General features: G+C 61.5%; 24 protein-coding genes and 2 pseudogenes. 18 read left to right on the top strand and 8 right to left on the bottom strand.

The window, feature by feature from the left end; genetic code table 11:
* Positions 1–10 precede the first annotated feature (10 nt).
* Entirely contained in the window at positions 11–1573 is a 1563-nt protein-coding gene (locus tag BBJ66_RS28840; protein ID WP_071091997.1) for a 4-hydroxyphenylacetate 3-hydroxylase N-terminal domain-containing protein, read from the bottom strand.
* Positions 1574–1668: 95 nt separating this feature from the next.
* Here BBJ66_RS28840 and BBJ66_RS28835 point away from each other — a divergent pair, with 95 nt between their 5' ends.
* On the top strand, positions 1669–2544 hold the full coding sequence (locus BBJ66_RS28835; protein WP_071091994.1) for a helix-turn-helix domain-containing protein: 876 nt from the start codon (positions 1669–1671) through the stop codon (positions 2542–2544).
* Between the two features lie 28 nt (positions 2545–2572).
* Here the strand turns inward: BBJ66_RS28835 and BBJ66_RS28830 are convergent, their stop codons facing one another.
* Both BBJ66_RS28830 and BBJ66_RS28825 read right to left on the bottom strand, forming a co-directional pair.
* Positions 2573–3466 (bottom strand): DMT family transporter, encoded by an 894-nt coding sequence (locus tag BBJ66_RS28830; RefSeq protein WP_071091992.1) that lies wholly within the window; start codon positions 3464–3466, stop codon positions 2573–2575.
* A 165-nt stretch (positions 3467–3631) separates the two neighbouring features.
* The gene (locus BBJ66_RS28825) at positions 3632–4507 is read right to left on the bottom strand and encodes a GNAT family N-acetyltransferase (protein WP_071091989.1); all 876 of its coding nucleotides are present in this window, start codon (positions 4505–4507) and stop codon (positions 3632–3634) included.
* 240 nt (positions 4508–4747) lie between these two features.
* Between BBJ66_RS28825 and argE the strand changes: the two genes are divergently transcribed.
* Genes argE through BBJ66_RS28810 form a run of 3 tightly spaced genes read left to right on the top strand, consistent with a single transcriptional unit; the run spans position 4748 to position 7185 of the window.
* Positions 4748–5875, top strand: a complete 1128-nt coding sequence (gene argE / locus BBJ66_RS28820; RefSeq protein WP_071091986.1) for an acetylornithine deacetylase — start codon at positions 4748–4750, stop codon at positions 5873–5875.
* 15 nt (positions 5876–5890) lie between these two features.
* Complete coding sequence (locus BBJ66_RS28815) at positions 5891–6814, top strand: 2-hydroxyacid dehydrogenase (protein WP_071091983.1); 924 nt, start codon at positions 5891–5893, stop codon at positions 6812–6814.
* 14 nt (positions 6815–6828) lie between these two features.
* Positions 6829–7185 carry a cupin domain-containing protein gene (locus tag BBJ66_RS28810; protein ID WP_071091978.1) on the top strand — a complete coding sequence of 119 codons (357 nt, stop codon included), beginning with the start codon at positions 6829–6831 and terminating at the stop codon, positions 7183–7185.
* A gap of 43 nt (positions 7186–7228) precedes the next feature.
* On the opposite strand, the gene BBJ66_RS28805 is transcribed toward BBJ66_RS28810, so the two are convergent.
* Positions 7229–7939, bottom strand: coding sequence for a cupin domain-containing protein (locus BBJ66_RS28805; RefSeq protein ID WP_071091976.1), 711 nt, complete (start codon positions 7937–7939; stop codon positions 7229–7231).
* Positions 7940–8239: 300 nt separating this feature from the next.
* Between BBJ66_RS28805 and BBJ66_RS28800 the strand changes: the two genes are divergently transcribed.
* The 3 genes from BBJ66_RS28800 (at position 8240) to BBJ66_RS28790 (ending at position 12876) form a co-directional block, all read left to right on the top strand.
* The gene (locus BBJ66_RS28800; protein ID WP_071091973.1) at positions 8240–9517 is read left to right on the top strand and encodes an NAD(P)/FAD-dependent oxidoreductase; all 1278 of its coding nucleotides are present in this window, start codon (positions 8240–8242) and stop codon (positions 9515–9517) included.
* A 105-nt stretch (positions 9518–9622) separates the two neighbouring features.
* Positions 9623–11077 carry an aldehyde dehydrogenase family protein gene (locus BBJ66_RS28795; RefSeq protein ID WP_071091970.1) on the top strand — a complete coding sequence of 485 codons (1455 nt, stop codon included), beginning with the start codon at positions 9623–9625 and terminating at the stop codon, positions 11075–11077.
* Positions 11078–11418: 341 nt separating this feature from the next.
* The gene (locus BBJ66_RS28790) at positions 11419–12876 is read left to right on the top strand and encodes an NAD-dependent succinate-semialdehyde dehydrogenase (protein WP_071091967.1); all 1458 of its coding nucleotides are present in this window, start codon (positions 11419–11421) and stop codon (positions 12874–12876) included.
* 150 nt (positions 12877–13026) lie between these two features.
* Here BBJ66_RS28790 and BBJ66_RS28785 read toward each other — a convergent pair whose 3' ends face one another.
* The gene (locus BBJ66_RS28785) at positions 13027–13695 is read right to left on the bottom strand and encodes a haloacid dehalogenase type II (protein WP_071091964.1); all 669 of its coding nucleotides are present in this window, start codon (positions 13693–13695) and stop codon (positions 13027–13029) included.
* A 412-nt stretch (positions 13696–14107) separates the two neighbouring features.
* On the opposite strand from BBJ66_RS28785, the gene BBJ66_RS28780 reads away from it, so the two are divergent.
* Positions 14108–14941 carry a GNAT family N-acetyltransferase gene (locus BBJ66_RS28780; RefSeq protein ID WP_071091961.1) on the top strand — a complete coding sequence of 278 codons (834 nt, stop codon included), beginning with the start codon at positions 14108–14110 and terminating at the stop codon, positions 14939–14941.
* Positions 14942–14954: 13 nt separating this feature from the next.
* The gene (locus BBJ66_RS28775) at positions 14955–16331 is read left to right on the top strand and encodes an aspartate aminotransferase family protein (protein WP_071091958.1); all 1377 of its coding nucleotides are present in this window, start codon (positions 14955–14957) and stop codon (positions 16329–16331) included.
* Positions 16332–16464: 133 nt separating this feature from the next.
* Here BBJ66_RS28775 and BBJ66_RS28770 read toward each other — a convergent pair whose 3' ends face one another.
* Positions 16465–16941, bottom strand: coding sequence for an Lrp/AsnC family transcriptional regulator (locus tag BBJ66_RS28770; RefSeq protein WP_003577877.1), 477 nt, complete (start codon positions 16939–16941; stop codon positions 16465–16467).
* A gap of 166 nt (positions 16942–17107) precedes the next feature.
* Entirely contained in the window at positions 17108–18181 is a 1074-nt protein-coding gene (locus tag BBJ66_RS28765; protein ID WP_071091955.1) for a tartrate dehydrogenase, read from the bottom strand.
* 128 nt (positions 18182–18309) lie between these two features.
* Between BBJ66_RS28765 and BBJ66_RS28760 the strand changes: the two genes are divergently transcribed.
* Positions 18310–19224, top strand: a complete 915-nt coding sequence (locus tag BBJ66_RS28760) for a LysR family transcriptional regulator (RefSeq protein WP_071091954.1) — start codon at positions 18310–18312, stop codon at positions 19222–19224.
* Between the two features lie 62 nt (positions 19225–19286).
* On the opposite strand, the gene BBJ66_RS28755 is transcribed toward BBJ66_RS28760, so the two are convergent.
* Positions 19287–20282, bottom strand: coding sequence for a LacI family DNA-binding transcriptional regulator (locus tag BBJ66_RS28755; RefSeq protein ID WP_071091951.1), 996 nt, complete (start codon positions 20280–20282; stop codon positions 19287–19289).
* 170 nt (positions 20283–20452) lie between these two features.
* Between BBJ66_RS28755 and BBJ66_RS28750 the strand changes: the two genes are divergently transcribed.
* From BBJ66_RS28750 to BBJ66_RS28720, 8 genes and pseudogenes are all read left to right on the top strand, one after another.
* Positions 20453–21400: a sugar ABC transporter substrate-binding protein gene (locus BBJ66_RS28750; RefSeq protein WP_071091948.1), complete on the top strand. Its 948-nt coding sequence runs from the start codon at positions 20453–20455 to the stop codon at positions 21398–21400.
* A gap of 125 nt (positions 21401–21525) precedes the next feature.
* A complete protein-coding gene (locus BBJ66_RS28745) occupies positions 21526–22647 on the top strand; it encodes an ABC transporter permease (protein ID WP_071091945.1) in 1122 nt (373 codons plus the stop codon).
* Between the two features lie 2 nt (positions 22648–22649).
* On the top strand, positions 22650–23444 hold the full coding sequence (locus tag BBJ66_RS28740) for an ATP-binding cassette domain-containing protein (protein WP_071091942.1): 795 nt from the start codon (positions 22650–22652) through the stop codon (positions 23442–23444).
* An 82-nt stretch (positions 23445–23526) separates the two neighbouring features.
* Positions 23527–24330, top strand: a complete 804-nt coding sequence (locus BBJ66_RS28735) for a TIM barrel protein (RefSeq protein WP_071091940.1) — start codon at positions 23527–23529, stop codon at positions 24328–24330.
* Between the two features lie 41 nt (positions 24331–24371).
* Positions 24372–25364, top strand: coding sequence for an inositol 2-dehydrogenase (gene iolG / locus BBJ66_RS28730; protein ID WP_071091937.1), 993 nt, complete (start codon positions 24372–24374; stop codon positions 25362–25364).
* A 138-nt stretch (positions 25365–25502) separates the two neighbouring features.
* A pseudogene (locus tag BBJ66_RS35550) lies at positions 25503–25781 on the top strand (MurR/RpiR family transcriptional regulator); the annotation flags it as partial.
* A gap of 52 nt (positions 25782–25833) precedes the next feature.
* Positions 25834–25950 (top strand): annotated as a pseudogene (locus BBJ66_RS35545) (AbrB/MazE/SpoVT family DNA-binding domain-containing protein); the annotation flags it as partial.
* Positions 25947–26351: a type II toxin-antitoxin system VapC family toxin gene (locus tag BBJ66_RS28720; protein ID WP_071091934.1), complete on the top strand. Its 405-nt coding sequence runs from the start codon at positions 25947–25949 to the stop codon at positions 26349–26351. The pseudogene BBJ66_RS35545 and the gene BBJ66_RS28720, both read left to right, overlap by 4 nt.
* The last annotated feature ends 163 nt before the right edge of the window (positions 26352–26514 follow it).

The raw sequence follows: 26514 nt of genomic DNA, 5'->3' as shown, positions 1-26514 counted from the left end.
GGCCATCTCCTCATTCGGCCGCGTTGCGCATGGAGGATGCCTGCTCGAGTGGCGGCAGCCAGGTGTCGCCGGTCCAGCCGGTTTCATCGTAGTCGCTCATGCAGCGATCGACGAGCGCTTCCATCTCCTTCAGCCGTCCGCCGCGCTCGGCGCCCTTCAGCACCTGCAGCCGGACCTCCTCAGGGGCGCCGGCATAGTTGAGTTCATAGAGCGCGTGGCGCCCGCCGAATTCGGTGCCGGTCGCATCCCACAGCAGCTTCATGATCTTGATGCGCTCGATATGGCCCATGTCGTTGGAGCCGCGCACATATTGGGCGAGATAGCGGTCGATTTCCGGATTGCCGAAATCCTTGGCGGAGGAGGGAAGATAGATCAGCCCCGAGGCAACGACCTTGCGCACCGTCTCGATAACGCGCGGATAGGCCTCCGACATGAAGGTGCGGTAGGAAAGTGCCGCTTCCATGTTGGGCAGCACGGCGCCGTTCGCCCATGGCTGCGGATTGTGGGCCATGGCGTTGGAGAAGGACCAGAACATGTGGCGCAGAGCGATGACCTCGCCGAGTGCGGCCTGATTGCCGCGGAAGGCGTCGCCGCCGGTGGCCCGCAGCGCCTTGGCGAGCAGTCCCGCCATAAAGTCGAGCTTGACGGCAAAGCGCGTGCAGCCCTGGAAGCAATAGCCGTGCATGAAGCCGGAGGCCGGGTGGAAAGACAGGATCTTGGCCGCATCACGCAACACCAGCACGTCCTCCCAGGGAACGAAGACGTTGTCGAGCACCAGGATCGCATCGTTCTCGTCGAAGCGCGACGACAGCGGATAGTCGAAGGGCTGACCGACCGTGTTGGCGGTCTGCTCGTAGGAGACGCGGCAGAACATCTTAATGCCCGGCGCATTCATCGGCACGATGAACATGACCGAGAGCGAGGGATCTTCCGTCACCGTCGCCGAGCTCTGGGCGAGGAAGTTGTAATGCGTCAGCGCCGAGGAGGTCGCCACCACCTTGGCGCCTGAGACGTAGATGCCGGCATCGGTTTCCTTGGTGATGTGGACGAAGACATCCTTGACGGCATCGGCCGGCTTGTGCCGGTCGATCGGCGGATTGACGATCGCGTGGTTCATGAACAGTGCTGCTTCCTGGGCGCGTTTGTGCCAGGCGAGCGCATTGTCCTTGAACGGCCCATACCAGTCGGCATTGGCGCCGAGCGTATTCATCAGCGCCGCCTTGTAGTCAGCGGTGCGGCCCATCCAGCCATAGGACATGCGAGCCCAATCGGCGATGGCGCCCTGCTGAGCGACGAGCTCGGTCGAGGATTTCGCCACCCGGAAATATTTATGGGTATAGCCGCCATTGCCGGTATCGGTCGGCGATGTCAGGCTGTCTTTGGTCTTCTCGTCATGCAGCGCATCGTACATCCGCGCGATCGAGCGGGCGGAATTGCGCATCGACGGATGGCTGGTGACGTCGGCGATGCGCTCGCCGTTGATATAGACCTCGCGCCCATCGCGCAGGCTGGCGAGATATTCGGCGCCGGTAAACGGACGGGTCTTGTCGCCGCGGTGGTCTTCAGCTCGCATGTCAGGTTCCTCCCTTGGAATATTGACAGAAGCTAAATCGGCAGCGGCGGACAGACCATGGACAAAGAAGGGAATTCGCTGGTACTTTTTCCGGTATGGCGACACGAAGCGAGGTTCCGAATTTTTTCGTCTATGGCGAGCCGAGCCGCTCGCTCGATGTGGGATTCCTGCATGTCGAAACGGTGATGGAGCGAAAAACCCTGCATTTCGGTCATGTTTCGCCGCACAAACATCCGCTGATGGGACAGATCACCTACTGGTTTCAGGGAAGCGGAACCTATCGGATCGAAGAGGAGACTTGGAATTTTTCCGCTCCCGCCGTGAGCTTCGTGCCGAGCAACGTGGTGCATGGTTTCGATGTCGACGAGCAGTCCGACGCGATCGTCGTGTCGGTCTCGGACGACATGCTGAAGGCGATCGTGCCGCAGGTCGCGCTCAATCTCGATCTCCCCACTTTCCTGACCGGCCAGCCCGCGGATCCGGTATGGGCCAAGCTCGCAACACTGCTCGACATGGTCGCCGAGGACTATCGCGATCGGGGTGCGGACGGCGAACAGGTGCTCTGCGGCCTGATTTCGGTCGTGCTGTCGCTGATGGGCCGCATCGGCGGCCGCGTGGCCTTGCCGTCGACCTCGGCGACTGTCTCGCTCGGCCTGGCGCTGCGCCGTCTCATCGATCTTCACTACAGGAAAGATTGGCCGGTCGGGGCCTACGTCAATCTGCTTGCGACCACGCCGCATCTCCTCGACAAGGCCGCCCGCGACGTCTTCGGATTGTCGGTCAAGGAATTGCTGTTGGAGCGGCGGACGCTGGAAGCCAAACGTCTGCTGATGTTCACCGTTCGCTCGGTCGAAGATATTGCCGGCGAGATCGGCTTCGAGGACCCCGCCTATTTTTCCCGCTTCTTCCGCAAACGCACCGGCGAGGCGCCGGCTGCCTGGCGCCGGCGGCATTCGCAGGCGGTATCGTGACGCGCGACGGACTTCGTCGGCTCTCGGATCACCGAAGAAAGATCAAAGCCATCCCGACGACCACGAGAGCGGCGCCGGCCCAGGCGCCGCCGGCCGGGCGTTCGCCGGTTTTCAACCACAGCAGCGGTAGAATAATCGCGGGCGACGTTGCCGACAGCGTCGAAACGATACCGACCTTACCGCCGGCGAGCGCAAAGAGCAGGAGTGTCATGCCCATGCCGAGGGCTATGATCCCGGTCAGGGCGGTCTGTGCCGCGACCCTGAAGGTGAGCGGTCCCTTCGGTTTGACCGACTGGACAGGCAACTGGATCAGGATGCTCAGACAAAGAGCCGCCATGCCGACACGAAGCAGCGACGCGACGAAAGGATCGATACCGCTGACCATGATTGGCCGGGCGATGATGGAACCGACCGCCTGGCCCGTCGCGGCGCCAAGCCCAAGCAGGACGCCGATCCAAAGCGGTCCCTTGATCGTCTCCCATTGATGGATCTGTGATCGGCTCTTGCCGAAAACGATGGCGAGAAAAACGCCTGTGGCCGTCAACGCGATCCCCGCCACCGCAGACGACGACAGCGCCTCCCCCAGCACCAGCCAGCCGAGCAGCGAGGCAATCGGAGCATTGAGCGCGAACAGGATGCCGGCGCGACGCGGGCCAAGCCGGTTCAGCGTGGCAAAAAGCAGCGTATCGCCGATGAAGATGCCGATCAGTCCGGACAATAGCAGCGGACCGACGCTTGCCTCATCGAGTTGGCGCCAAGATCCGGTGACGATCACATAAAGAGCCAGAAGACCGGTGACGAAAACCTGGCGGACCCTGTTGAAAGCGGGTGCGCCGAGATGGCCGGATGGGCCCGCCGAGATCAGACCCGTAAAGGCCCAGCACGTTGCCGCTCCGAGCGCGGCAAGTTCATGAATTGGCATCTGACTTCGATCCTTAATGCATGTGGCCCGGCGTGTGCAGTGGTTCCGGGGGGTAACGACATGCATAAAACAAAGGACCAAAGCGCGGGCGCTTGGATCAGGTTTGATGCAACGCGCTTTGGAATCCGGGCGCGGAGCGTTTAAACGTGATCGAAGAGCGACTGTCTAGCTCACAGCATGGCCGGCCAAGCCATAAACCGCCGGTTCGCCATTCTTCCTGTTCAGGAAGCGTTGCCCCTTGGACATGGTCGTCACGGTTTCCGAGACGGCCAGCCGGCTTTGTTGAAGGAACTCGGCGAACAGGCCTTTTTCCCGCGTATCGACGCGCGCGAACCGACCGGCCAGATCCTTGAGATGCACGGCAGCAAGATGGATCGCGTCCTCATCATTGCTTGCCACGATCGGACCGAGGACATGGCCGCGTCCGAACTCGCGACACATGGAATAGCCGACGATTTCGTCGCCCCGCCGGAGGGTGCAAATGGAAGCACCCTCGGCAAGCAAAGCCAGCAGCTTGCCGCGATCGGTGCCGAAAGCGCGCGTATCGAGAGCGCTGATCTCCTCGACATTGTCATTTGACAATTCGCTCAACTGCCCGCTCAGCTCCGGCAGGGGAGGGAGCTTGGGCGCGACATCGCCCTGGTATTGGTAGACAATCGCTTCCTTGGTGAAGCCGAGCGAAACATAAAGCCTGTAAGCGGCATGGGTCGAATTCAGGCTCAGATTGCGGTCGCCGCACTGCTCGAACACTTGCTCCATGAGCCATCGGCCGGTCCCTTGCGCCTGCGTGCGGGGCGAGGTGATCACCAGCCCGATCGTGGCGAAATCATCGCCATGCGGAAACCACATCGCGCTTCCGAACACGCGTCCGATCCCATCGACGGCAACAATGCCCCGGCCCGCGCGCCGCAGCAGATCCCAGTCTTTGGGCCGGTGCGGCCAGCCGACGCCGATCGACAGGGCGTGAAGCAGGCTGACATCGACACTGTTGATATCCTGCGCAATCAATTCGAACGATTTCAGCCGCACTGATTTTTGCATTTTCGGGTATCCGCTCCGTTCGCCAGATCACCAGACTCCCCTGGAGGTAGACAGCGTCCTTGATCCTGCGCCGATTGCAACCAAGTCACAATATCGCACATCAAGGCCGGCAGGATCGGCTTGTTCGCCGCAACAATTCGAAATCTTCAGCTGAACCGGGGCCTCACTCAGCAGGCAAAACTCCTGCCTTTGCTTAGGCTGGTTAGCATCTGGACCACTTCAAAGGCAACTTGGTCACCCATGAACGTCATAGATATTCTCGCAAGGCTGATCGCGTTCCCCTCCGTTGTCGGAACGCCGAACGGCGCGATCGCCGACTGGATCGGCGACTATTGCCGAAAGGCGGGAGCCGAGGTCACGGTCCATCCTGGTCCGGAAGGTGACCGATACAACCTTTTCGCGACTATCGGACCGCGCGAAGGCCGAGGTTACATTCTGTCCGGGCACATGGATGTCGTGCCGGCCGGCGAACCGGAATGGAGTTCCGATCCATTCGTCCTGCGCGCTGAAGGAGACAGGCTTTACGGGCGCGGCTCTACCGATATGAAAGGTTTTCTCGCCTGCACCCTGGCCGCATTGCCGAAGCTTGCCGTCATGAACCTACGGCGGCCGATCCACCTTGCCTTCTCCTATGACGAGGAGGCCGGCAGCCGCGGCGTGCCGCATCTGATCGCCGCGCTGCCGAAGCTGTGCAACGCCCCGCTGGGGGCGATCATCGGCGAGCCGAGCCGGATGCAGGCGGTGCGGGGGCATAAGGGCAAGGCAGCCGTCCGGCTCGAGGCGATCGGGCGGTCGGGTCACTCCTCCCGTCCTGATCTTGGGCTGAACGCCATTCATGCCATGGCCCATCTGATCACCGAGGTCGCCGCATACGGCAAGTCCCTGACGAGCGGCCCCTTCCACCATGATTTCGCGCCTCCCTACTCGTCATTGCAGGTTGGCGTCATTGCCGGCGGCCAGTCGGTCAACATCATTCCGGATCGCTGCACCTGTGATGTCGAGGTCCGCGCCGTGCCGGGCATCTCGCCGTCTGTTCTGCTCGAGCCGGTACGAGCCAGGCTCGCCGCTCTCAAAGACCAGGGCTTCGAGGTCGGCTGGCACGAGCTCAGCGCTTACCCCGGGCTTGCGCTCCCCGAAGGCAGCGAACTCGCAAGCCTGCTGACCGAATTAACGGGACAGGAGCCGCTCGCCGCCGTGAGCTACGGCACGGAGGCCGGACTCTATCAGCAGGCCGGCATCGATTCCATCATTTGCGGCCCCGGGGATATCGGCCGTGCGCACCGTCCCGACGAATACATCGAGGTCGGCGAACTCGCGGCATGCCAGACGATAATCGAGGAACTCGGCACCCATCTTGCCGAAGGCTGAAAGAAGGCGATCTCCATGGCGTTTCTCTTCAACTCCGATGCCGCCCGCGGGGCGATTTTCCAGGAGGCTTTTGCCCGCGCGCTTCCGGATCTGGAATTCGCAGGGCAGGGCCAACCGGTGGATCCGGACAAGGTGCGCTATCTCCTGACCTGGACGGTCCCCGGCGACATCTCGCGCTACCGCAATCTGGAAGTTTTGTTTTGTATCGGCGCCGGCGTCGATCAGCTCAAACAGGAGAGCGTGCCGGAGCATATAGCCGTCGTCCGCATGGTCGAGGACGGCATTATCCGGATGATGCAGGAATATGTCACTCTTGGCGTCCTGACGCTCCATCGGGAGATGCTCGCTTATCGGGAGCTGCAGAAACAGTCTGTCTGGAAGACGCTCGCCGCCCCGCAGGCCACTGCGCGCAGAATAGGCTTCCTCGGCCTCGGCATCCTGGCGCAGGCGGCGATCGAGCGCTTGAAGCCGTTCCAATTTCCGCTCGCCGGATGGAGCCGCAGCAAAAAGCAAATCGACGGCGTCACCTGCCATCATGGCACGGATGGGCTTGCCGACTTTCTGGCCGAGACGGACATTCTGGTCTGCCTGTTGCCGCTGACCGACGAGACGCGCGGCATTCTCAATGCCGGGCTCTTCTCCCAGCTGCCGGCCGGCGCCAGGCTGCTGCATGTGGGCCGCGGGCCGCATCTCGACCAGGCGGCGCTGATCGAAGCCCTCGATAGCGGCCGCCTTGCCGCCGCAATGCTCGACGTCACCGATCCCGAGCCACTGCCGGCAGACCATCCGCTCTGGCAACATCCAAAAGTAACGATCACGCCGCACATCGCCTCGGTCACCCAGCCGGAGACGGCGGCGCACTCGGTCATTGAAAATATTCGGCGCCACCGCGCTGGAAAGGACCTGATCGGCTTGGTCGATCGGACACGCGGTTATTAAACGAGGAAAATCACATGTCGCTTCTGCTGACCATCGATACCGATCCGAATTTTGCGCCAAAGCAATCCGTGCCGGACGCAGACCGGCTGATTTCGGGCAGCCCGGCCTACAAGACCTGGGCTCAGGATGCCTCAAAAGGCGAGAAGGTGCTGACCGGCATTTGGGAAGCGACCCCTGGCGAACACCATTCGATTAAGGGCGCGATCTACGAATTCTGCCACATCATTTCCGGCGTCGTGGAAATCGACGAAAAAGACGGCGAGACGAAGACCTACCGCGCCGGCGACAGCTTCGTGATGAAGCCCGGTTTTGTCGGCGTCTGGCGCACGATCGAAACCGTGCGCAAGATCTATGTCTGCGTTTACGATTGAGAGGCCGCCGACGGGCGCGCCCGAAGAACGGCGCGCCTCTTAATTAGCCTTCGGCGATGACAAAGATCTTCTTGAGGTTGCCGTGAATTGAAAGGCGATTGATCGTCCCGCGGCCGACGAAGATCGCGTCTCCCGGCCCGACCGATGTTTGCGTCCCGTCGCCATCGGTCACATCAGCCTGCCCCTCCAGGATATACATCAATTCATGGACGGGATGGGGGCGCGACAGCCGGGTGTGCGGCGTCGTCGCCCAGACACCGGCCCGAAAGCCGGCCCCTTCGTCGGAAAATGCCCTGAAGAGACGGCACTGAGGCGTGTCGCCCTCCACGAACTGCGCCGGAGGCGGCGGGGAGGGGGCAAGCGTCACATCCCTGTCGATCGCCACGACGCCCTGCGTGCTCGATGTCGCCGCGGTCGTTGCGCAGTAGATCCACTGCGTGCCTTCGTCCGCTTCCGCCGTGAAGTCCTGGCCGCGGCCGATGGCCACGCTGTCGCCGCAGGCGAGATCAAACGTCAGGCCGTCCGAATACAGGACGAGACGCCCTGCCACGACGACCAAGCATTCCGTATGGGGAAAGCTGGCGATCGCGGCCTTTCCGCTCCAGTAGACTGATCCGGTAAAAACCCTGCCCGCGGCGCTCCAGACGATATCGCGGCCGGCCGCGAATATGTCGTCTGCCCCCAAGGCATTTCGTTTGCCTTCCGGGGCAGATCCGCTTTTCGCCTCAAAGAGCAGAATGGTTTTACCGGTCATCACGTCACTCCCATTTTTGGTCAGGTATTCATAGGTTTGGGGCTGGTGCCGATGGGCCGCGGGCCAACTTGGGCATGGGGCCTAATCCTGGAAGAGCCGCGGGATCGAATTCTGCAGAGATCCTAGTTCATGGCTTCAAGGGGCGCGCTGCGGAGTTGGCGCATAAACAGAATATCCTTTGGTTTGCTGCCCCCAACACAGGCAATTGTTGCGAAACAAGGCCACCTGCGCCGCACCTCTCCAGCGCCAGCAGGCATATACTTCATGCATCGGATCAGACGAGCATAAGGGCTTGCGCCAATGAAATTTGCTTCCTACTGGCATGATACCTCGATCCCCTTCGCCGGCGGCATCGCCGACCCCGTCTCGGGAGATTTCGAGGTTGCGGTGATCGGCGCCGGCTTCACCGGGCTCAACGCCGCGCGCACGCTGGCGCAATCCGGTGTGAAGGTCGCTCTGCTGGAAGCCGAGCATGTTGGGTATGGTGCGTCCGGCCGCAATGGCGGGCACCTCAACAGCGGTCATTTCGCAAGCTTCGGCGCCGCCAGGCAGCATCTCGGGGAAGACCGGGCGCGCCGCCTGTGGCGGGCCTATGACGACTCGATCGACATGATCGAACGCATCATCGAGGAGGAAAAGATCGCCTGCGACTTCCGCAGGGGCGGCAAGCTCAAGCTTGCCTCGAAGCCCTCTCATGTCGGCAAGCTGCAGGCAATGTCCGAAGAAATCCGCCGCGAGGTTGACCCTTCAGCCGAATGGCTGACGCGCGAGGACCTCCGCAAGGAGGTGGTTTCGGATGCCTTCCATGGCGGGATCCTCTATCCGAAATCCGCCATGATGCACATGGGCCGCTACGCCAACGGCGTGGCGCAGGCGGCCCAGCGCCACGGCGCGGCGATCTGGGAGCGCAACCCGGTCACCGCCCGCGAGCCCGTGCCGAATGGATGGCGGCTGACCACGCCGACCGGCTCGCTCTCCGCCCGTCAGGTCATCCTGGCGACCGATGCCTATACGCCAAGCGTCTTTAACTATTTCCGCCGAAGGCTGATGCCGATCGCTTCGTTCATCATTGTGACACGCCCGCTCACCCCGCAGGAAGTCACTGCGACGGTTCCGGGCAACCGCAATTTCACCAACTCTCTCAACATCGCCAATTATTTCCGCCTGACGCCCGACAACCGCATGCTGTTCGGGGGGAGGGCGAGATTTTCGGCGGTATCCAACCAGAAAACCGACGTCAACTCCGGCCAGTTTCTGCGCCAGCAGATGGTCGGCATGTTTCCGCAGCTTGCAGACGTCGGGATCGACTATTGCTGGGGCGGCCTCGTCGGCTGCACGCAAGACCGTTATCCCCGCGCGGGCAGCGCCGAGGGCGTGATTTACAGCATGGGCTATTCCGGCCACGGCGCCCAGCTGTCGACCTTCATGGGCAGTGCGCTGGCCAATATGGCGATGGGGCGCAAGGACGCCAATCCGCTCGACGGTTTCGCGTGGCCCGCCGTTCCCATGCATACCGGAAACCCGTGGTTCCTGCCCATCGTCGGCACCTATTACCGCATGAAGGACCTGCTGCCCTGACAGATCCCGGCGCCGCGCCCCTCGCGGCTTCGACAGCCCCGCGCAGGACGGCCGCCCCCGTTCCCTGCCGATCCTCCGTGCCTTTTGCCGCATAAGGACTTTGCAATGATCACACCTCTCGAACACCTGTCCCGCAACGGTCGTCTGGACACGTTCTTCATCGACGGTCAATGGCTTGAACCCAGGGGCAGCGCCAAGGGCGACGTGATCAATCCTGCCACGGAAGAGACGGTCGCCCATTTCGCGCTCGGAAACGGCGAGGATGTCGATGCCGCGGTTTTCGCCGCCCGGCGGGCCTTCACCACCTGGAGCCGGACCACGCCCGAATACCGCGCGGCTCTGCTCGACCGCCTGCAGACGCTGCTCGAAGCGCGCAGCGAACTGTTCGCGCAGTGCCTGAGCCTCGAAATGGGCGCGGCGATCGGATATGCGCGCAGCGCGCAGGTGCCGCTGGCGATCGCCCATGTCACGGTCGCCCGCGATGTGCTCGAAACCTTCCCCTTCGTCAAGCAGCGCGGCCACACCGCCGTCGCCCACGAACCGATCGGTGTCTGCGCACTGATCACCCCATGGAACTGGCCGCTCTACCAGATCACCGCCAAAGTCTCGCCGGCGCTCGCCGCAGGCTGCACGGTCGTGCTGAAGCCCAGTGAGCTTTCGCCTCTCGACGCGCTGCTGTTTGCCGAGACGATCGAGGAAGCCGGCTTCCCCAACGGCGTCTTCAACCTCGTCAACGGCGACGGCCCGTGCGTCGGTTCGGCGCTCGCGTCCCATCCGGATGTCGACATGATTTCCATTACCGGCTCCACCCGTGCCGGTGTCGCGGTGGCCCAGGCAGCCGCGCCGACCGTCAAGCGCGTTGCGCAGGAGCTTGGCGGCAAGTCGCCGAACGTGATCCTGCCGGACGCCGATCTCAATCGCGCCGTTTCCATGGGCATAGCGGCTGCCTTCCGCAATCTCGGCCAATCATGCAGTGCGCCGACGCGTATGATCGTGCCGCGCGCGATGCTCTCCGAGGTCGAGTCCATCGCCAGGAGAGCCGCAGATGAGATTACGGTCGGCGATCCCCTCTCAAAAGCCAGCACGCATGGTGCGATCGCCAACCGCGCCCAGTTCGACCGGATCCAAACCATGATCGGCGTCGGGATTGCGGAAGGCGCGATGCTCGTCAGCGGCGGCGAGGGTCGCCCAGCCGGGCTGCATGCCGGGTTCTACGTCAAACCGACGATTTTCTCTGAGGTGCGCACGGATATGCGCATCGCCCAGGAGGAAATCTTCGGCCCGGTTCTCTGCCTCATTCCCTACGACACGGTGGAGGAAGCGATCGCCATCGCCAACCATACCGTCTACGGCCTGGGTGCGCATGTGCAGGGCAAGAACATAGACGTCGTCAAGGACGTCGCGTCACGGATCCGCTGCGGTCAAGTGCATCTCAACTATCCGGCCTGGGATCCGCACGCGCCTTTTGGCGGCTTCAAGCAATCTGGGAACGGACGCGAATTCGGCATTGAGGGCATGCTGGAATACCTCGAGGTCAAATCCATCCTCGGCTACTTCTAGAGCACGATGCCGAAAGGGCGTGAGGAGGTGCTGACATTCCTATCCGGCACCCTCTCGCCGATGGATGCCGGGTTTCACCGGTTCATCAGCGCCTGCGGCACCTGCTAAAACTCTCGCCGACAGCTGCGGCGGCCTTCAGGCAACAGCCGAAGATGTCTGTCGCGTCGCCCAAAAACGTTATTTTCCACCGCTCTGCGACCCGCAGTCGACGCATGCTGCTTCCCCTGTTTCGCTAAGCTCAGCTCAGGATCACGTCGAGGGCTGCGATCGCGGCGCGGGACGAAATTCATCATCACGGTGGCTCTTGCAGCCGACGACCAATGGTCAGAGAGGAAAACGATATGCTTGAGTTGAAAGACAAAGACCTTTTCCAGCAGGCCGGCCTGATCGACGGGATCTGGTCGCGTGCATCCTCGGGCAAGACGGTGAGCGTCGTCAATCCGGCCACCCAGGCGAACCTTGGCATTGTTCCCGATATGGGAACCACCGAGACCCGCGCGGCGATCGACGCAGCCCAGGCCGCTTTCACCTTGTGGAAGAAGAGGACGCATGCCCAGCGTGCGCTTCTACTCGAGCGCTGGCATGCCCTGATGATCGAAAATTGCGAGGATCTCGCGCTGCTCATCACGCTTGAACAGGGCAAGCCTCTCGATGAAGCGCGTGCCGAGGTCCGTTACGGCGCTTCCTTCGTCAAATGGTTTGCCGAAGAGGCCCGCCGCATCGGCGGCCACACCATTCCCTCGCCGACGCCGGATCGCCGCATCATCGTGCTCAAGGAAGCGGTCGGCGTCTGCGCCATCGTGACACCCTGGAATTTCCCGATCGCGATGATCACCCGAAAGGTGGCGCCCGCCCTGGCGGCCGGCTGCACGGTTGTCGTCAAGCCTTCGGAGTTCACCCCCTATTCGGCGCTCGCCATGGGTGTCCTTGCCGAGCGCGCCGGCATTCCGGCAGGCGTGATCAATATCGTTACCGGTATGCCGACGGAGATCGGCAACGAGTTCATGGAAAACGCGACGGTGCGCAAGATCTCCTTCACCGGCTCGACCCGGATCGGCTCGCTGCTGATGCGCGGCGCCGCCGACAGCGTCAAGCGGCTCTCGCTCGAACTCGGCGGCAATGCGCCGTTCATCGTTTTTGATGACGCCGATCTCGATCTCGCGGTCGAAGGCGCAATCCTGTCCAAGTTCCGCAACGGCGGCCAGACCTGCGTCTGCGCCAACCGCATCCTGGTGCAGGCCGGGGTCTATGATGCCTTCGCCGAAAAGCTCGGCGCCCGCGTCAGCGCCATGAAGGTCGGTCCGGGAACGGAACCCGGCAATGTCATCGGCCCGATGATCAACACGGCGGCGATCGAGAAGATCACCCGCCATGTCGACGACGCCGTGGCCAAAGGCGCCAAGATCGCCGCACGGGGCGGCTCCGTGGCGGCGGGCTCGCAATACGCCGCGCCGATGGTGCTGACCGGCGCGACGACCGATATGCTGCTTGCCAGCGAAGAAACCTTCGGCCCGGTTGCCCCGCTCTTCCGCTTCGAGACGGAAGACGAGGCGATCGCAATCGCCAACGGCACGCCCTTCGGCCTGGCTGCCTATTTCTACACCGAAAGCCTGAAGCGCTCCTGGCGTGTCGGCGAAGCCCTCGAGTTCGGCATGATCGGCCTCAACACCGGCGCGATCTCCACCGAAGTCGCCCCCTTCGGCGGCGTCAAGCAGTCCGGCCTCGGGCGCGAGGGGGCGCAGGCTGGCATCGAGGAATATCTCGAGATGAAGAGCTTCCACATCGGCGGGCTGAGCTGAGCCTGAAGCGATTACAGCAATGTGGCGCACGCGGTGCGCCATTTTTTTGCAGCCATCGCGACACACGGGCGTTGGCAATCCCTCGGCTTCGGTCGGCGAGCAAGGACAAAAAAGCGCGGGCGAAAACGCCCGCGCTTTTGCTCGTTCGGTTCAGAGACCGAAAACGCCCGGCAGGCCGGAAATGTCGGCGATCTCGACATAACCATAGAACGGGTTGGCGGGCTCATGACGGCGGTTGACCCACACCTTGTTCTTGATGCCGATATCGTTGGCCGACATATGGTCATAGCGGAATGACGAGGAGCAGTGCACGACATCCTCGGGGGCGCAGCCGAGCATATCGAACATATATTCGAAGGCCTGCAGGCGCGGCTTGTAGGCCTTCGCCTGTTCGGCCGTGTAGACCGCATGGAAGGGCGCGCCGAGCTTTTCGACATTCGACATGATCTGCGAATTCATGGCGTTCGACAGGATCACCAGCGGAATCTCCTTGGCGACCTTCGCAAGGCCGGCCGGCACATCCGCATGCGGACCCCAGGTCGGCACGCGCTCATAGACCGTGCGGGCGTCTTCCTCCCTGAACTTGATGCCGTTGCGTTTGCAGCTGCGCTCGATCGAATTGTGAACGACCTCGGCATAGGGCTTCCAGTCGCCCAGAACCTCGTCGAGGCGATAGGCGGCGAAGTTGCGGACGAACTCCGCCATGCGCGGCTCGTCGAGCTGATCGCTGTAAAGGTCGCGCGCCGCTTCCGCCATCTGGAAGTTGGTCAGCGTGCCGTAGCAGTCGAAGGTGATGTATTTCGGACGCGAGAGGGTCATGGACATATCCTTTGGAGGGTGGATCGGGGCATTTGAAGTCATGATAGACGCGGCCCGCCCCCCGGCTCGCCTGAATGTGGCGGCGATCGAAGCAGATTATTGCGTATCGAAAGGCGGCTTTGGCAGATGGTTGTGGATGTCCCGCCCGCTTGCGGCGGCCGAACGACGGGGAGGATGGCCATATCGTCCTCTCTTGTACCTGTTCATTTGATCGGCCCGCGCACTCACTCGCCCGGCTTGCCGGCGTGCAGCGGATGTTGTTCGCGATCCGCCCGGGGACGCCCGCATGCCAGCATAAGATGCGGCGGGCGACAAAGGGAAAACGATAAGATACCGCTCAGGGTGCAGCCTTCAGACGATTAGCCAACCCGCACTCCTTCACACTTCCACTCAGGAGAATAAGGGAAGTGTCATGCAGACAAGCCAGATCGACTTTGCCGCTTTCGGCAGCGAACACCTGGGTGCCGCCCTCAACCTGTCGCGGCAGGCGGGCTGGCCCCATCGGCCCGAGGACTGGGAGATGGCGCTTGCCTTGAGCGAGGGCGTCGTCGCCATCGAGGACGATACGGTGGTGGGCACCGTGCTCGTCACCCCCTACAAGCAGGACTGCGCCACGATCAACATGGTCATCGTCGATGAAGCCATGCGCGGCCGCGGTCTTGGCCGCAGGCTCATGCATGCCGCAATGGAGCTTGCCGGCGATCGCCCGCTCCGGCTTGTAGCGACCGCCGACGGCCTTCCCCTCTACGAGAAGCTCGGCTTCCGCCAGACCGGCCGTATTCTGCAGCACCAGGGCATCGCCGGCGAGGTCGTGGCGCCAAAGGCCACCTCGGCGGCCGCCATGACCGATTTCTCCGCGATCACCGAACTCGATCGACAGGCCTTCGGCGCCGATCGCGCCGATCTGATCGCCTATCTCGCAAAGGTCGGCGAACTCGCTGTGGTCCGCCGCAACGGACGGGTCACCGGTTTTGCCGTCCTTCGCAGCTTCGGTCGCGGCGAGGTCATCGGCCCCGTCATTGCCGGCAACCCGGAGGACGCCAAAGCGCTCGTTACGCATTTCATCGCGCTGCGGTCCGGCGCCTTTCTGAGGGTCGACACCACGGCTACCGCCGGCCTGTCCGACTGGTTGGCCGAACTGGGCTTGGCCCATGTCGGCGGCGGCATCGCCATGATGAGGCCATCGATTCCAGACGCCGATGCCGTCGCCACCATCTTCGCCCTCGCCAACCAGGCGCTCGGCTGATCCGGAGAATATCATGTACAGCAATTCCCTTGTCGAACTCGACCGCGCCCATCTCGTCCATCCTGTCGCCTCCTACCGCAATCACGAAAAGCTCGGGGTTCGCGTGCTCGCTTCGGCCAAAGGCGCGACGGTGACCGATGCTTCCGGCAAACAGCTGGTCGATGGTTTTGCCGGCCTGTGGTGCGTCAATGCCGGTTACGGCCATGAATCGATCGTCGAGGCGGCGGCGCGGCAGATGCGCGAACTGCCCTATGCGACGACCTATTTCGGTCTCGGCTCGGAACCGGCGATCCGGCTTGCCGCGGCATTGGCCGAACGGGCCCCGGGCGATCTCAATCATGTTTACTTCACCCTGGGCGGATCCGATGCCGTCGACAGCACCATCCGGTTCATCCGCTATTACTGGATCGCCCGCGGCCAGCCGCAGCGCGACCAGTTCATCTCCATCGAGCAAGGCTATCACGGTTCATCGACTGTCGGGGCCGGACTGACGGCGCTTCCGTTGTTCCACGCCGGCTTCGGCATTCCCTTCGACTGGCAGCACAAGATCCCCTCCCACTACGCCTACCGCAATCCGGTCGGCCAGGATCCGCAGGCGATTATCAACGCGTCCCTCGCGGCACTGCGCCGCAAGGTCGAAGAGATCGGCCCCGAGCGCGTCGCCGCCTTTTATGCCGAACCCATCCAGGGTTCGGGCGGCGTGCTGGTGCCGCCGAAGGGCTGGATGAAGGCGATGCGCGCGCTCTGCAGCGAGCTCGGCATCCTCTTTGTCGCCGACGAAGTGATCACCGCTTTCGGCCGCACCGGCCCGCTCTTCGCCTGCGAAGAGGACGAGATCGTTCCTGATTTCATCACCACCGCAAAGGGTCTGACGTCGGCCTATGTGCCGATGGGCGCGGTCTTCATGGCCGACCATGTCTACCAGGCCATCGCGGATGGCGCCGGCGGCGCAGCCGTCGGCCACGGCTATACCTATTCGGCCCATCCCGTCAGCGCCGCTGTCGGCCTCGAAGTGCTGAACCTCTATGAAACCAGCCTGCTGGAGAACGGCCGGAAGGCCGGTGCACGGCTGATGCACGGGCTTGAGGGCCTCAGGGACCATCCGCTCGTCGGCGACGTGCGCGGCCGCGGCATGCTGGCCGCCGTCGAGCTGGTGGTCGACAAGGAAAAGAAGACGCCGCTGCCGGCCGCCGCCGATCCGGCGCGCCGGGTCTTCGACCGCGCCTGGGAAAACGGCCTGGTCATCCGTGCCTTCGCCAATGGCGTGCTCGGCTATGCGCCGCCGCTCTGCTGCACCGACGCCGACATCGACGCCATCATCGAGCGCACGCGCAAAACGCTGGACGATACTCTGGCCGACCCCGATGTACGCGCGGCCCTGAAGGGCTGAGCGCGACCGGCCGCGGCTTCATCTGCATTGTCATCTGCATTGTGATAAGTTGTGCCGCACCACCTCCTGAAGCTGGTGCGGCCCCATCCGGCCCCTGCCGCGGCAACCTGCCCGACAGGGCCGACCACCAAACCTAAAGCGGAAACAGGCTCGTCAATGGCATATGCGATTTGACGATAGGCGACTTCAGGACGACAAAGCTGAAATATTTGTCGATGCCGATCTCCATGTCGGAGAGCCGCTCCATGATCGTCTGGTATTCGCCGATCCCAGCCGTCACGAATTTCAGGAGATAGTCGTAGCCGCCGGAGACGAGATGGCATTCGATCACCTGGTCGATCTTTTCGACCGTCGTCAAAAACCGGGCAAAATCGATCTGCCGGTGGTTCTTGAGAGTGATCTCCGTGAAAACGGTCAGCGTCTGGCCGAGTTTGGCGACGTTGATCTGTGCGGAATAGCCCTCGATATAACCTTCCGACTGCAGCTTCTTCACCCGCATCAGACAGGGGCTCGGCGACAGGTTGACGAGCTCGGCGAGTTCGACATTGGTGACACGGCCATTCTTCTGCAATTCATGCAGAATTTTAATATCGATCCGGTCGAGTTTCATTGCTCCACTCCGCCTGTCGAATCGGCCAACGCCGCAGCATATTGTGCCGCTACCTTCCCAACACTACCACATCGAAGACGCGAGTCGATCGCGTTTCGCGGGGTTTTTGAGGGAGGAACGGCATGCGGCTCGTCCTCCAACAGCATTTTATGCCGTCCGCCGGCGACTAGACATTGGAGGAATGGATCGCGTCGCAGACCGCCTCCGTGACCTCTTTGGTCGTGGCGGTGCCGCCGACGTCGGGCGTGAGGATGCCCGCGCCGGTGACCGATTCGACGGCGCGCATGAGACGAGCCGAGGCCTCCTGCTCGCCGAGATGGTCGAGCATCTGCGCGGCGGTCCAGAAGGTCGCGACAGGGTTGGCGATACCCTTGCCGGCGATGTCGAAGGCCGAGCCATGGATAGGTTCGAACATCGAGGGAAAACGGCGCTGCGGATCGATATTCGCCGTGGGCGCAACCCCGATGCTGCCGGCGAGCGCGCCGGCAAGGTCGGAGAGGATATCGGCATGCAGGTTGGTCGCGACGATCGTGTCGAGGCTCTGCGGTTTCAGCGTCATCCGCACCGTCATGGCGTCGACCAGCATCTTATCCCAGGTGACGTCAGGAAAGTCTTGAGCCACCTCGGCGGCGATCTCGTCCCACATGACCATGCCGTGGCGCTGGGCATTCGATTTGGTCACGACCGTCAGCAATTTGCGCGGCCGCGCCTGCGCCAGTTCGAAGGCGTAGCGCATGATGCGGGTGACGCCGACGCGCGTGAAGATCGCAACCTCGGTCCCGACTTCCTCGGGCAGGCCGCGATGGGCGCGGCCGCCATGGCCGGAATATTCGCCTTCGGAATTCTCGCGGACGATCACCCAGTCGAGATCGCCGACGCTGCAGTTGCGCAGCGGAGGGGTGATGCCTGGAAGGATCTTGGTCGGCCGGACATTGGCATATTGGTCGAAGCCCTGGCAGATCGGCAGCCTGAGCCCCCAAAGGGTGATGTGGTCGGGAACATCCGGCGCGCCGACGGCGCCGAAATAAATCGCGTCGAATTTCTTCAGCCGCTCGAGCCCGTCGGACGGCATCATCACGCCGTGCCTTTTGTAGTAGTCGGAACCCCAGTCAAAATTTTCGATGGCGAACTTCACGTCGCCGAGACGTTTTTCCAGACTTGCGAGCACCGTGCACCCGGCAGCAATGACCTCGGGTCCGATCCCGTCCGCAGGGATAGCCGCGATAGAATATTCACGCATTGATTTGCTCCGCTAACGTCTTCCCAGTCCTGCCTGATGAGGCCTACGCTGAAGCCTAATGCCACGTTCTCGGTTTACTCAACGGCGAAATAATTATATAAAATATGAATATAATAGGAGGCTTGCCTGTGGAGCTGGAGCAGTTGAGATGCTTCGTCGCCGTTGCCGAGGAGCTTCACTTCGGAAGGGCGGCACAAAGGATCGGGCTGCTTCCGGCATCGCTCGGGCGCCATGTGCGCTTGCTGGAAGCCTCGCTCGGAAGTCAACTGCTGAGCCGCACGACCCGGAGCGTCTCGTTGACCGAGGATGGCGTAGCGCTTCTGGAAGAGGTCAGGCCGCTTCTTGCCCGGCTCGATGAACTCGGTCAAAAATTTCGCGCCAAGCAGCAGCGGCGCAGTCGCGTCCTTCGGATCGGCGCGATTGACAGCGCCGCCGCCGGCCTCCTTCCGACACTGATCCACGACTTTCGAGCAATCGCCCCCGATGTCAAAACCCAGCTGATGGAGGACAAATCCATTCGGCTCGTGCCCAAACTGCTGGCCGGAGGGTTGGATCTGGCTTTCATCAGGCCGCGTTCGGGAATGAGCCGTCACCTGGCGGTCGAGGATCTGTTTTCCGAGACGACCGTCGTGGCAGTCCCGGCCTCTCATGAACTCGCCGACCATAAGAGCGTCTCTGTCCTTGATCTGGCGAACGCGCCGCTGATCGTCCCGGACAGGCGATCCAGGCCGCACAGCTATGATTTGACGATGAACCTGTTTGCCGCAGACGGCCTGCACCCCGACATCACCCAGGTCGCCGATGAAAAACAAACCATCGTCAGCATGGTCGCCGCCGGTCTCGGCCTCGCCGTCGTCCCGCGATGGACATCCTCGCTTGCTTCAGCCGGCGTCCGCTTTCTGCCGGTTCAGGAGGGGGCAGGGCGGACGACGCCGAAACTGCCGCTGGCTGTGGCCTGGATGAAAGCCGTCCGCGATCCGGAGCGAGATGCGCTGCTTGATCTCCTGAGGCGGAATCTCGAGAGATATTCGGCACCGGCCTGAGCGCCGGTTTCTCGATCGCGCCAGCGTCGAATGCCGTTGAAAGCACGCCGGCATTGGGCATTTCACGCCGATGATCTCTGCACAAGACGCCCGGGCAGAATAATTGTTTCGGCTTCGCGCTTGCCCGTGATCATTGCCACCATGGTGTCGATCATCTCATCGGCAGGCTGTTGGTAAGAAGTCAGCTGATAGGCGGGAGCGGCGCCGAGCTCGATATTGTCGAAGCCGACGATCGCCAGATCATCTGGCACGCGAAGCCCGAATTCACTGCGGGCCACATCCATCGCGCCGAGCGCCAGAATGTCGTTCTCGCACATCAGCACATCGATGCGCGGGGAGGGGGAGGTCGCGCTCAGATAGGCGCGCGCCACCTTGGCACCGGCCTCGGCGCTGTAGCGCTCTGCAGTCATCTCGACAACGCCATCGACGCCCTTCCGCTGCCAGAATTTCAAATAGTGATGCCGTCGGCCGAGCGCGGTCGACAGGGTCTTTCCTCCCGTCATGAAGCCCGGACGGCGATACCCTTTCTCGAACAGGTAATTTACAATTTCGCCCAGAGCCAGTTCGGCATTGCAGGCGACAGCGGGAACGCCGGGGATTTGGCTATCTCGCGCAAGGACGAACATCGGCGGGAAACCGGGGCCAAGCCGTTGACTACCCAGTGTTTCCTCACGAAAGGCGGTTCCGAACAGAATGACGGCGTCGAACTGGCGCTGATCGGCGTTGATCAACGCATGAATGTGATCGAAATGGCGATTGATATTGATCAGGACGGTCAGGAGACCCTCCGCCTGCAGCCGCTCGGTCAGCATCTCCAGAACGGGGAGCTTATGTGGGTTGGCGAAGTCGTCAACGAAGACGGCGACCTGGTGCGTGACGTTCGTCGCAAGGCTGCGGGCAAGCAGGTTGGGCGAGTAATTCAGAGCCTCCGCCGCCTGAAGCACCTTCTGTCGGCTGGCATCTGTAATGGACGCACCTGGAGTGAAGGCGCGGATGACCGTCCATTTCGATACGCCGGCGGCATCCGCCACCTCTTTTGCCGTCGCCCGCTTGCGCATTTTCCGCTCCTCGATTGGAATGAATATTCCATAAAAAAATAAAAATGGAATGGATGCTTGATTTTTGTCGAGGATAAAGTAATTTTGGCCAGCTTGCTACCGGGTGCAAAAGGAGTTGCAACCGGTAGCATCGGGAAGATCCACCCGGTGGATCCTTTTGGGAGGGTAAAATGAAATTTGGTCTGAAATCACTTTTCGCAGGCGCCGCCTTTGCGGCAGCGATCATCGCGTCTTCGGCACTTGCCGCTGCCGCCGACATTCGCATCGTTGCCGTCACTCACGGTCAAGCCAACGATCCATTCTGGTCCGTCGTCAAGAACGGCGTGACCGCAGCGGCCAAGGACATGGGTGCCAGTGTGGAATATCGTGCTCCGGAAACTTTCGACATGGTGTCGATGGGGCAGCTTATCGATGCTGCCGTCAATCAGAAACCCGATGGGCTGATCGTCTCCATTCCGGACGCCTCGGCGCTCGGTCCTTCCATTAAGAAGGCCGTCGCTGCGGGGATCCCAGTCATCTCAATCAATTCCGGCTCCGATGTTTCGAAAGAGTTGGGAGCGCTTCTGCATGTCGGGCAAGACGAATATACCGCCGGCAAAGCCGCCGGCGCGAAGCTGCAAGAGCTGGGCGGCAAGGAAGGCCTGTGCGTGAACCAGGAAGTCGGCAATGTTTCGCTCGATCTACGTTGCAAGGGCTTTGCCGATGGATTCGGCGCCAAGGTCACGGTGCTTCCTGTCAGCAACGATCCGGCCGATGTTCGGGCGAAGGTCAAGGCCGCGCTGAGTTCCAACTCGGCCGTCGATACCGTTATGGCGCTCGGCGCCAGCACAGCCGGTGAGCCGGCGTTGGCGGCCGTCGAAGATGTCGGCATGACCGGCAAGATCAAGGTGGCAACCTTCGACCTTTCGGCTGATTTTCTGAAAGCGGTGGCAGACGGCAAGGCCGCTTTCGCGATCGATCAGCAGCAATTCCTTCAGGGCTATTTGCCCGTGGTGTTTCTGACCAACTGCGCCAAATACGGGCTCATCCCAGGTGGCAACGTCCCCTCCGGTCCGAACCTGATCACCAAAGAAAAGGCCGCTCAGGTAGTCGATCTTTCCGCCAAGGGAATCCGCTGACCGAGATTGCCGAAAGGCATCCTCCCCGAAGTTCCTCCCCGTTATCGGGGAGGGGCTTCGGTTTGATGGAACGCGCTGCGAGGCAGCGCAGATGAAGCGCTAGATTACATTCACAGGGAGGAATCATGGCTTCGCTTGAGCAGAAAGCGGCGGTCGCGCCGAAAGCCGATGAGCGCATCAAGCAGGTGGGCTTTCTGACGCAACTGATGCGCCGGCCCGAGCTTGGCGCCGTGGCCGGCCTGGTGCTCGTCATCGTATTTTTCTTTCTCACCGCAGACCCGACAATGTTTTCGCTGTCGGGCGTGATGACGATCATGGCGCCGGCTTCGCAATTGGGGATCCTCGCTATCGCGGCCGCGCTCCTGATGATCGGCGGCGAGTTCGATCTCTCGATCGGCTCTATGGTCGCGTTCGCTGGACTGGTCTTTGGTGTCATCCTGACAAACTTCGGTCAGCCATTGTCGGTCGCCATCGTCATGACGATGCTTTTCGCCGCCTTCATGGGCGCGATCAACGGACAGATCGTGATCCATACGCGTCTGCCATCCTTTATCGTGACGCTGGCGTTCCTCTTTATTCTCCGCGGTCTGACGCTTGTCGGCCTGAAATGGGCGACCGGTGGCTCGACGCAGCTCCGTGGCATCGGCGACCATGTCAAAGACAGCCCGCTGCTTGGAATTTTCTCCGGCGAAGCCCTGAAGGGTGCCTTCCTATGGCTTGCGGATCATGATCTGATCGACAAGTTCCCCAATGGCGTGCCGAAGGTCACGGGCGTTCCGGTTTCCGTCTTGTGGTTCGCAGCCCTTGCCCTGCTTGCGACCTGGGTCTTATTGCGTACGCGCACCGGCAACTGGGTCTTTGCAGCCGGCGGCGATCCCAATGCGGCGAGGAACTCGGGCGTCCCGGTTCACAGGGTTAAAACCGGCCTCTTTGCGCTGACGGCATGTGCGGCAGCTCTCGTCGCGATCATCACCGTACTCGATGCTGGTTCCACCGACGCCAGGCGCGGATTTCAAAAGGAATTCGAAGCCATCATCGCGGCCGTCATCGGCGGATGTCTGCTAACCGGCGGCTACGGCTCGGCGATCGGCGCCTTCTTCGGTGCGATTATCTTCGGCTCGGTTTCGATCGGTCTGACCTATACCAAGTTCGACTCCGACTGGTTTCAGGTGTTCCTCGGCTCGATGCTGTTGCTCGCCGTGCTCTTCAACAATTTCATTCGCCGCAAGGTTACCGGGGAGCGCTGATCATGGTTGATGTCAACACTCGAACTCCGGTCATCGAAGTGACCGATATCGTCAAGCATTACGGCTCGGTGATCGCATTGAACGGCGTGTCCATGCAAGTCTCCGCTGGCGAAGTGCTTTGTCTACTGGGAGACAATGGCGCGGGCAAATCCACGCTGATCAAGACGCTATCCGGCGTTGTCCGCCCGAGTGGCGGCGAGTTCCGGGTGGAGGGAAAGCCGGTCGATTTCAGGAGCCCCCGGGATGCACTCGATGCGGGGATCGCGACCGTCTACCAGGATCTTGCGATGATCCCCCTGATGTCGATCACCCGTAATTTCTTCATGGGGCGGGAACCTCGCAGAGGCGTCTTCCCATTCCGTCATATCGACTTCGATCACTGCAATGACGTCACGCGCGAGGAAATGCGAAAGATCGGCATCGATATCCGCGATCCCAACCAGGCCGTCGGCACGCTTTCAGGTGGTGAACGCCAGTGCGTGGCTATCGCACGAGCCGTCTATTTCGGCGCCAAGATCCTCATCCTGGACGAGCCGACCTCGGCGCTCGGTGTGGCTCAGACATCAATGGTGTTGAAGTACATCCATCAAGTCCGGCAGAAAGGATTGGGCGTTATCTTTATTACCCACAATGTCCGGCACGCCTATGCGGTGGCCGACCGTTTCACCATCCTCAACCGCGGTCAAACGCTTGGCACATACGCAAAAGCGAACATCGCGATGGACGAACTCCAGAACCTGATGGCCGGCGGCAAGGAGCTGCAGCAGTTGTCCGAAGAACTCGGCGGTACGATCTAGCCTGCAGTCACACCACAGGCAGTGCTCGACTATTGCAGAACAGCGACGCCTTTCATTCACGCAATAACGATGGAACACGATCATGAACGATCGATCACGAGAAGACTTGCCAACATTTTCGCTCGCCGCCTGTGCGGAAATGCTCTGGCGCGACAAGGCGATCGAGTGGCGGGCCTCCCGCCTTAAGGAATTGGGTTTTGGCGTTGGTCTATGGAATTGGCCGGATCACGATCTGAACAAGTTGGAAGCAACCGGCGCGACCTTCACGATCATGAACGGATATCTCTCCGGCCGTCTGACGGACGACGAAGGTGCCGCCGAACTTCTCAAGACGGCACGTGAAACGGCGCAGATCGGTAGGCGGCTCGGCGTGCAAAGGCTCAATCTGCACGGCACAGGCCTGGGAGATAGAGGCCTGCCGGTCCATCCAGTCGAAGTCGTGACCGGCGCTATGTGGTTGAAGGCCCGCGACACCCTCTGCCGTGTCGTCGACATGGCCGAAGAAGAAGGCGTTACCTTCACGCTCGAGAACCTCAACCTGCCGGTCGATCATCCGGGCGTGCCATTCGGGCGCGCCGAAGACACGTTGGCGCTCGTCTCAAGCGTCGATCATCCGCGGCTCCGCCTTAATCTCGATCTCTACCATGCCCAGATTGGCGAGGGAAACCTGATCGAGCTTTGCCGCAAATGCCTGCCTTGGATCGGCGAAATCCAGGTGGCCGATGTGCCCGGCCGCTGCGAGCCAGGGACTGGCGAGGTCAACTACAAGATGATCGCACGCGCGCTCAAGGACATGGGCTATCGCGGCGCCATCGGTATGGAGGCCTGGGCGTCCGGCGACGATGAGGCAGCGCTCGCCCGCTTCCGCGATGCCTTCACGGTTTGAACGATCCGACAGTTAACGCTTACAGATACGGAGAAATATCGATGATCAGGTTTGGAGTGATCGGCGCCGGCCGGATAGGCAAGGTACATGCCGCCACCATCGCGGCGAACCCGAAAGCAAAGCTCGTTTATGTGGCCGATACCTTCAGGGCCACGGCAGAGGCGCTTGCTGCCCAGACGGGCGCCGAGGTCGCTGACATGGAGGATATCATCAAGTCTCCGGCGGTGGATGCGATCCTCATAGCAACGCCGACATCAAGTCATGCCGATCTCATCGAGGCGGCTTCGAGGGCCGGCAAGGCGATCCTCTGCGAAAAGCCGGTATCCTTGTCGGTCGAACGCATCAATGCCTGCCTCGACGTTGTCGAGAAGAACAATTCCACCCTTATGATCGGTTTCAATCGCCGGTTCGATCCCAATTTCGCCAGTGTGGAGGCGCGGCTGCGTCGCGGCGATGTCGGCGACATCGAAATCGTCACCATCACCAGCCGTGATCCCGCCCCGCCGCCAGCCGAATACGTCAAATCCTCGGGCGGCCTGTTCCGCGACATGATGATCCACGACTTCGATATGGCTCGCTTCCTCATGGGCGAGGAATTCGTCGTGGTAAACGCGCTTGGATCGTCTCTCGTCGATAAAGCGATCGGGGCCGAGGGCGATGTGGACACCGCCGCGGTACAGATGCAGACAGCATCGGGTCGAATCGCTGTCATCACCAATTCGCGCCGGGCAACCTATGGCTACGATCAACGCATCGAAGTCCATGGCGCTACCGGCATGCTTGCGGCGCGGAATATCCAGGCAACCAGTGTAGAGCTTTCCAACGCGAGCGGTGTCAGCGGCGATCCTGTCCAATATTTCTTCCTTGAGCGCTACGCGCAGGCCTATGCCAACGAGATCAATGCCTTCATCGACGCGATCGACAATGGCCACCGGTCGCCGCAGCCGAGCGGGTTTGACGGATTGCAAGCTCAGAAACTCGCGGAAGCCGCAACCAAGAGCTGGCAGACCGGCAAACCGATGACGGTCGATTGATGGAAGGGAACGGGTGCGAACCGATAGTGTTTCACGCGTTATCGGTTCGCACCGGACACACCGCCTAACCTGCGCAGATCGTCGGGTGCTAGGCATGACCCGCAGATCCCAGATAGCGCTCTCAAGAGGCAGAAGCCAATGAAGCAGGCTAACGTTGGTCCTCCTCAGACATTGGAGGAGTTGAAATCTCTGATCGCGAGGCGTCAGATTGTCTTTCCCGATCGACTTGAGCAGGTTGCCAGACAAGTCATTGAACGACCGGAGATGGTTGCCTTCGAAAGCGCGGCTGAGATCGCGCGCATTTGCGAAGTATCTCAAACGACTGTTTTGCGCCTGGCGCAACACTGTGGACTTCGCACATTCGCCGAATTGCGGTCGATGATGAGAAATCATCTTCGGATGGCTGCCATGACCCACGGTGAGGTGATCAGGAGATCGAAAGCTTGCGCGACTATCCCGGGCTGGGGTGCCCAATCGACGCAAGAACCTCCTGGAAGTTCTCGCCGGTTTGCAGCCGCTTGGACCCGAAGATCAGTTCCCTGACGTTGACGAGACCTTGCTTCCCGCGAAGGATATCGACTTGTGACCAGCCTTTATATGCTGGACACCAATATCGTGTCCGAGCTTGCTCGAAACCCGAGGGGCGTTGTCGCTCGACGCATCGCTGAGGTCGGTCCGGAAGCAATCTGCGTCAGCATCATCACGGCATCTGAGTTGCGCTACGGTTGCGCCAAAAAAGGATCGGCGAAACTTCTCGCACAGATCGAGGCCATCCTTGGGAGTATCCTGGTGCTAGCACTGGATGTGCCCGCCGACGCCCAGTATGGCGTCATCCGGGCGGAACTAGAGACCTGTGGCAAACCTATCGATCCGAATGACCTCTTCATTGCCGCCCATGCCTGCGCCTTGGGAGCAGTTCTTGTGACGGCGAACCTCGGAGTGTTCGTGCGCGTGCGCGCTTTGCAGGTCGAGAACTGGTTGGATTGAATGCGACCAACACGAGTTGAGTCCATCGTCAGCGACGAGTTCCATAATAACCCTTATGCAATGTCATAATGTAGAGGCTATTTAGTAATGCGACAGTTGGGCCAGTTAGAGATGCGACAATCTCGCCTCTCGACGACTGGTCAATGCCAATGTCGGGAGCAAG

The sequence above is a fragment of the Rhizobium sp. RSm-3 genome (assembly GCF_001854685.1).
GTDB lineage: Bacteria > Pseudomonadota > Alphaproteobacteria > Rhizobiales > Rhizobiaceae > Rhizobium > Rhizobium ecuadorense.
Note: the sequence above shows the minus strand (reverse complement) of the source record. Positions and strands in the feature narration are given on the sequence as shown.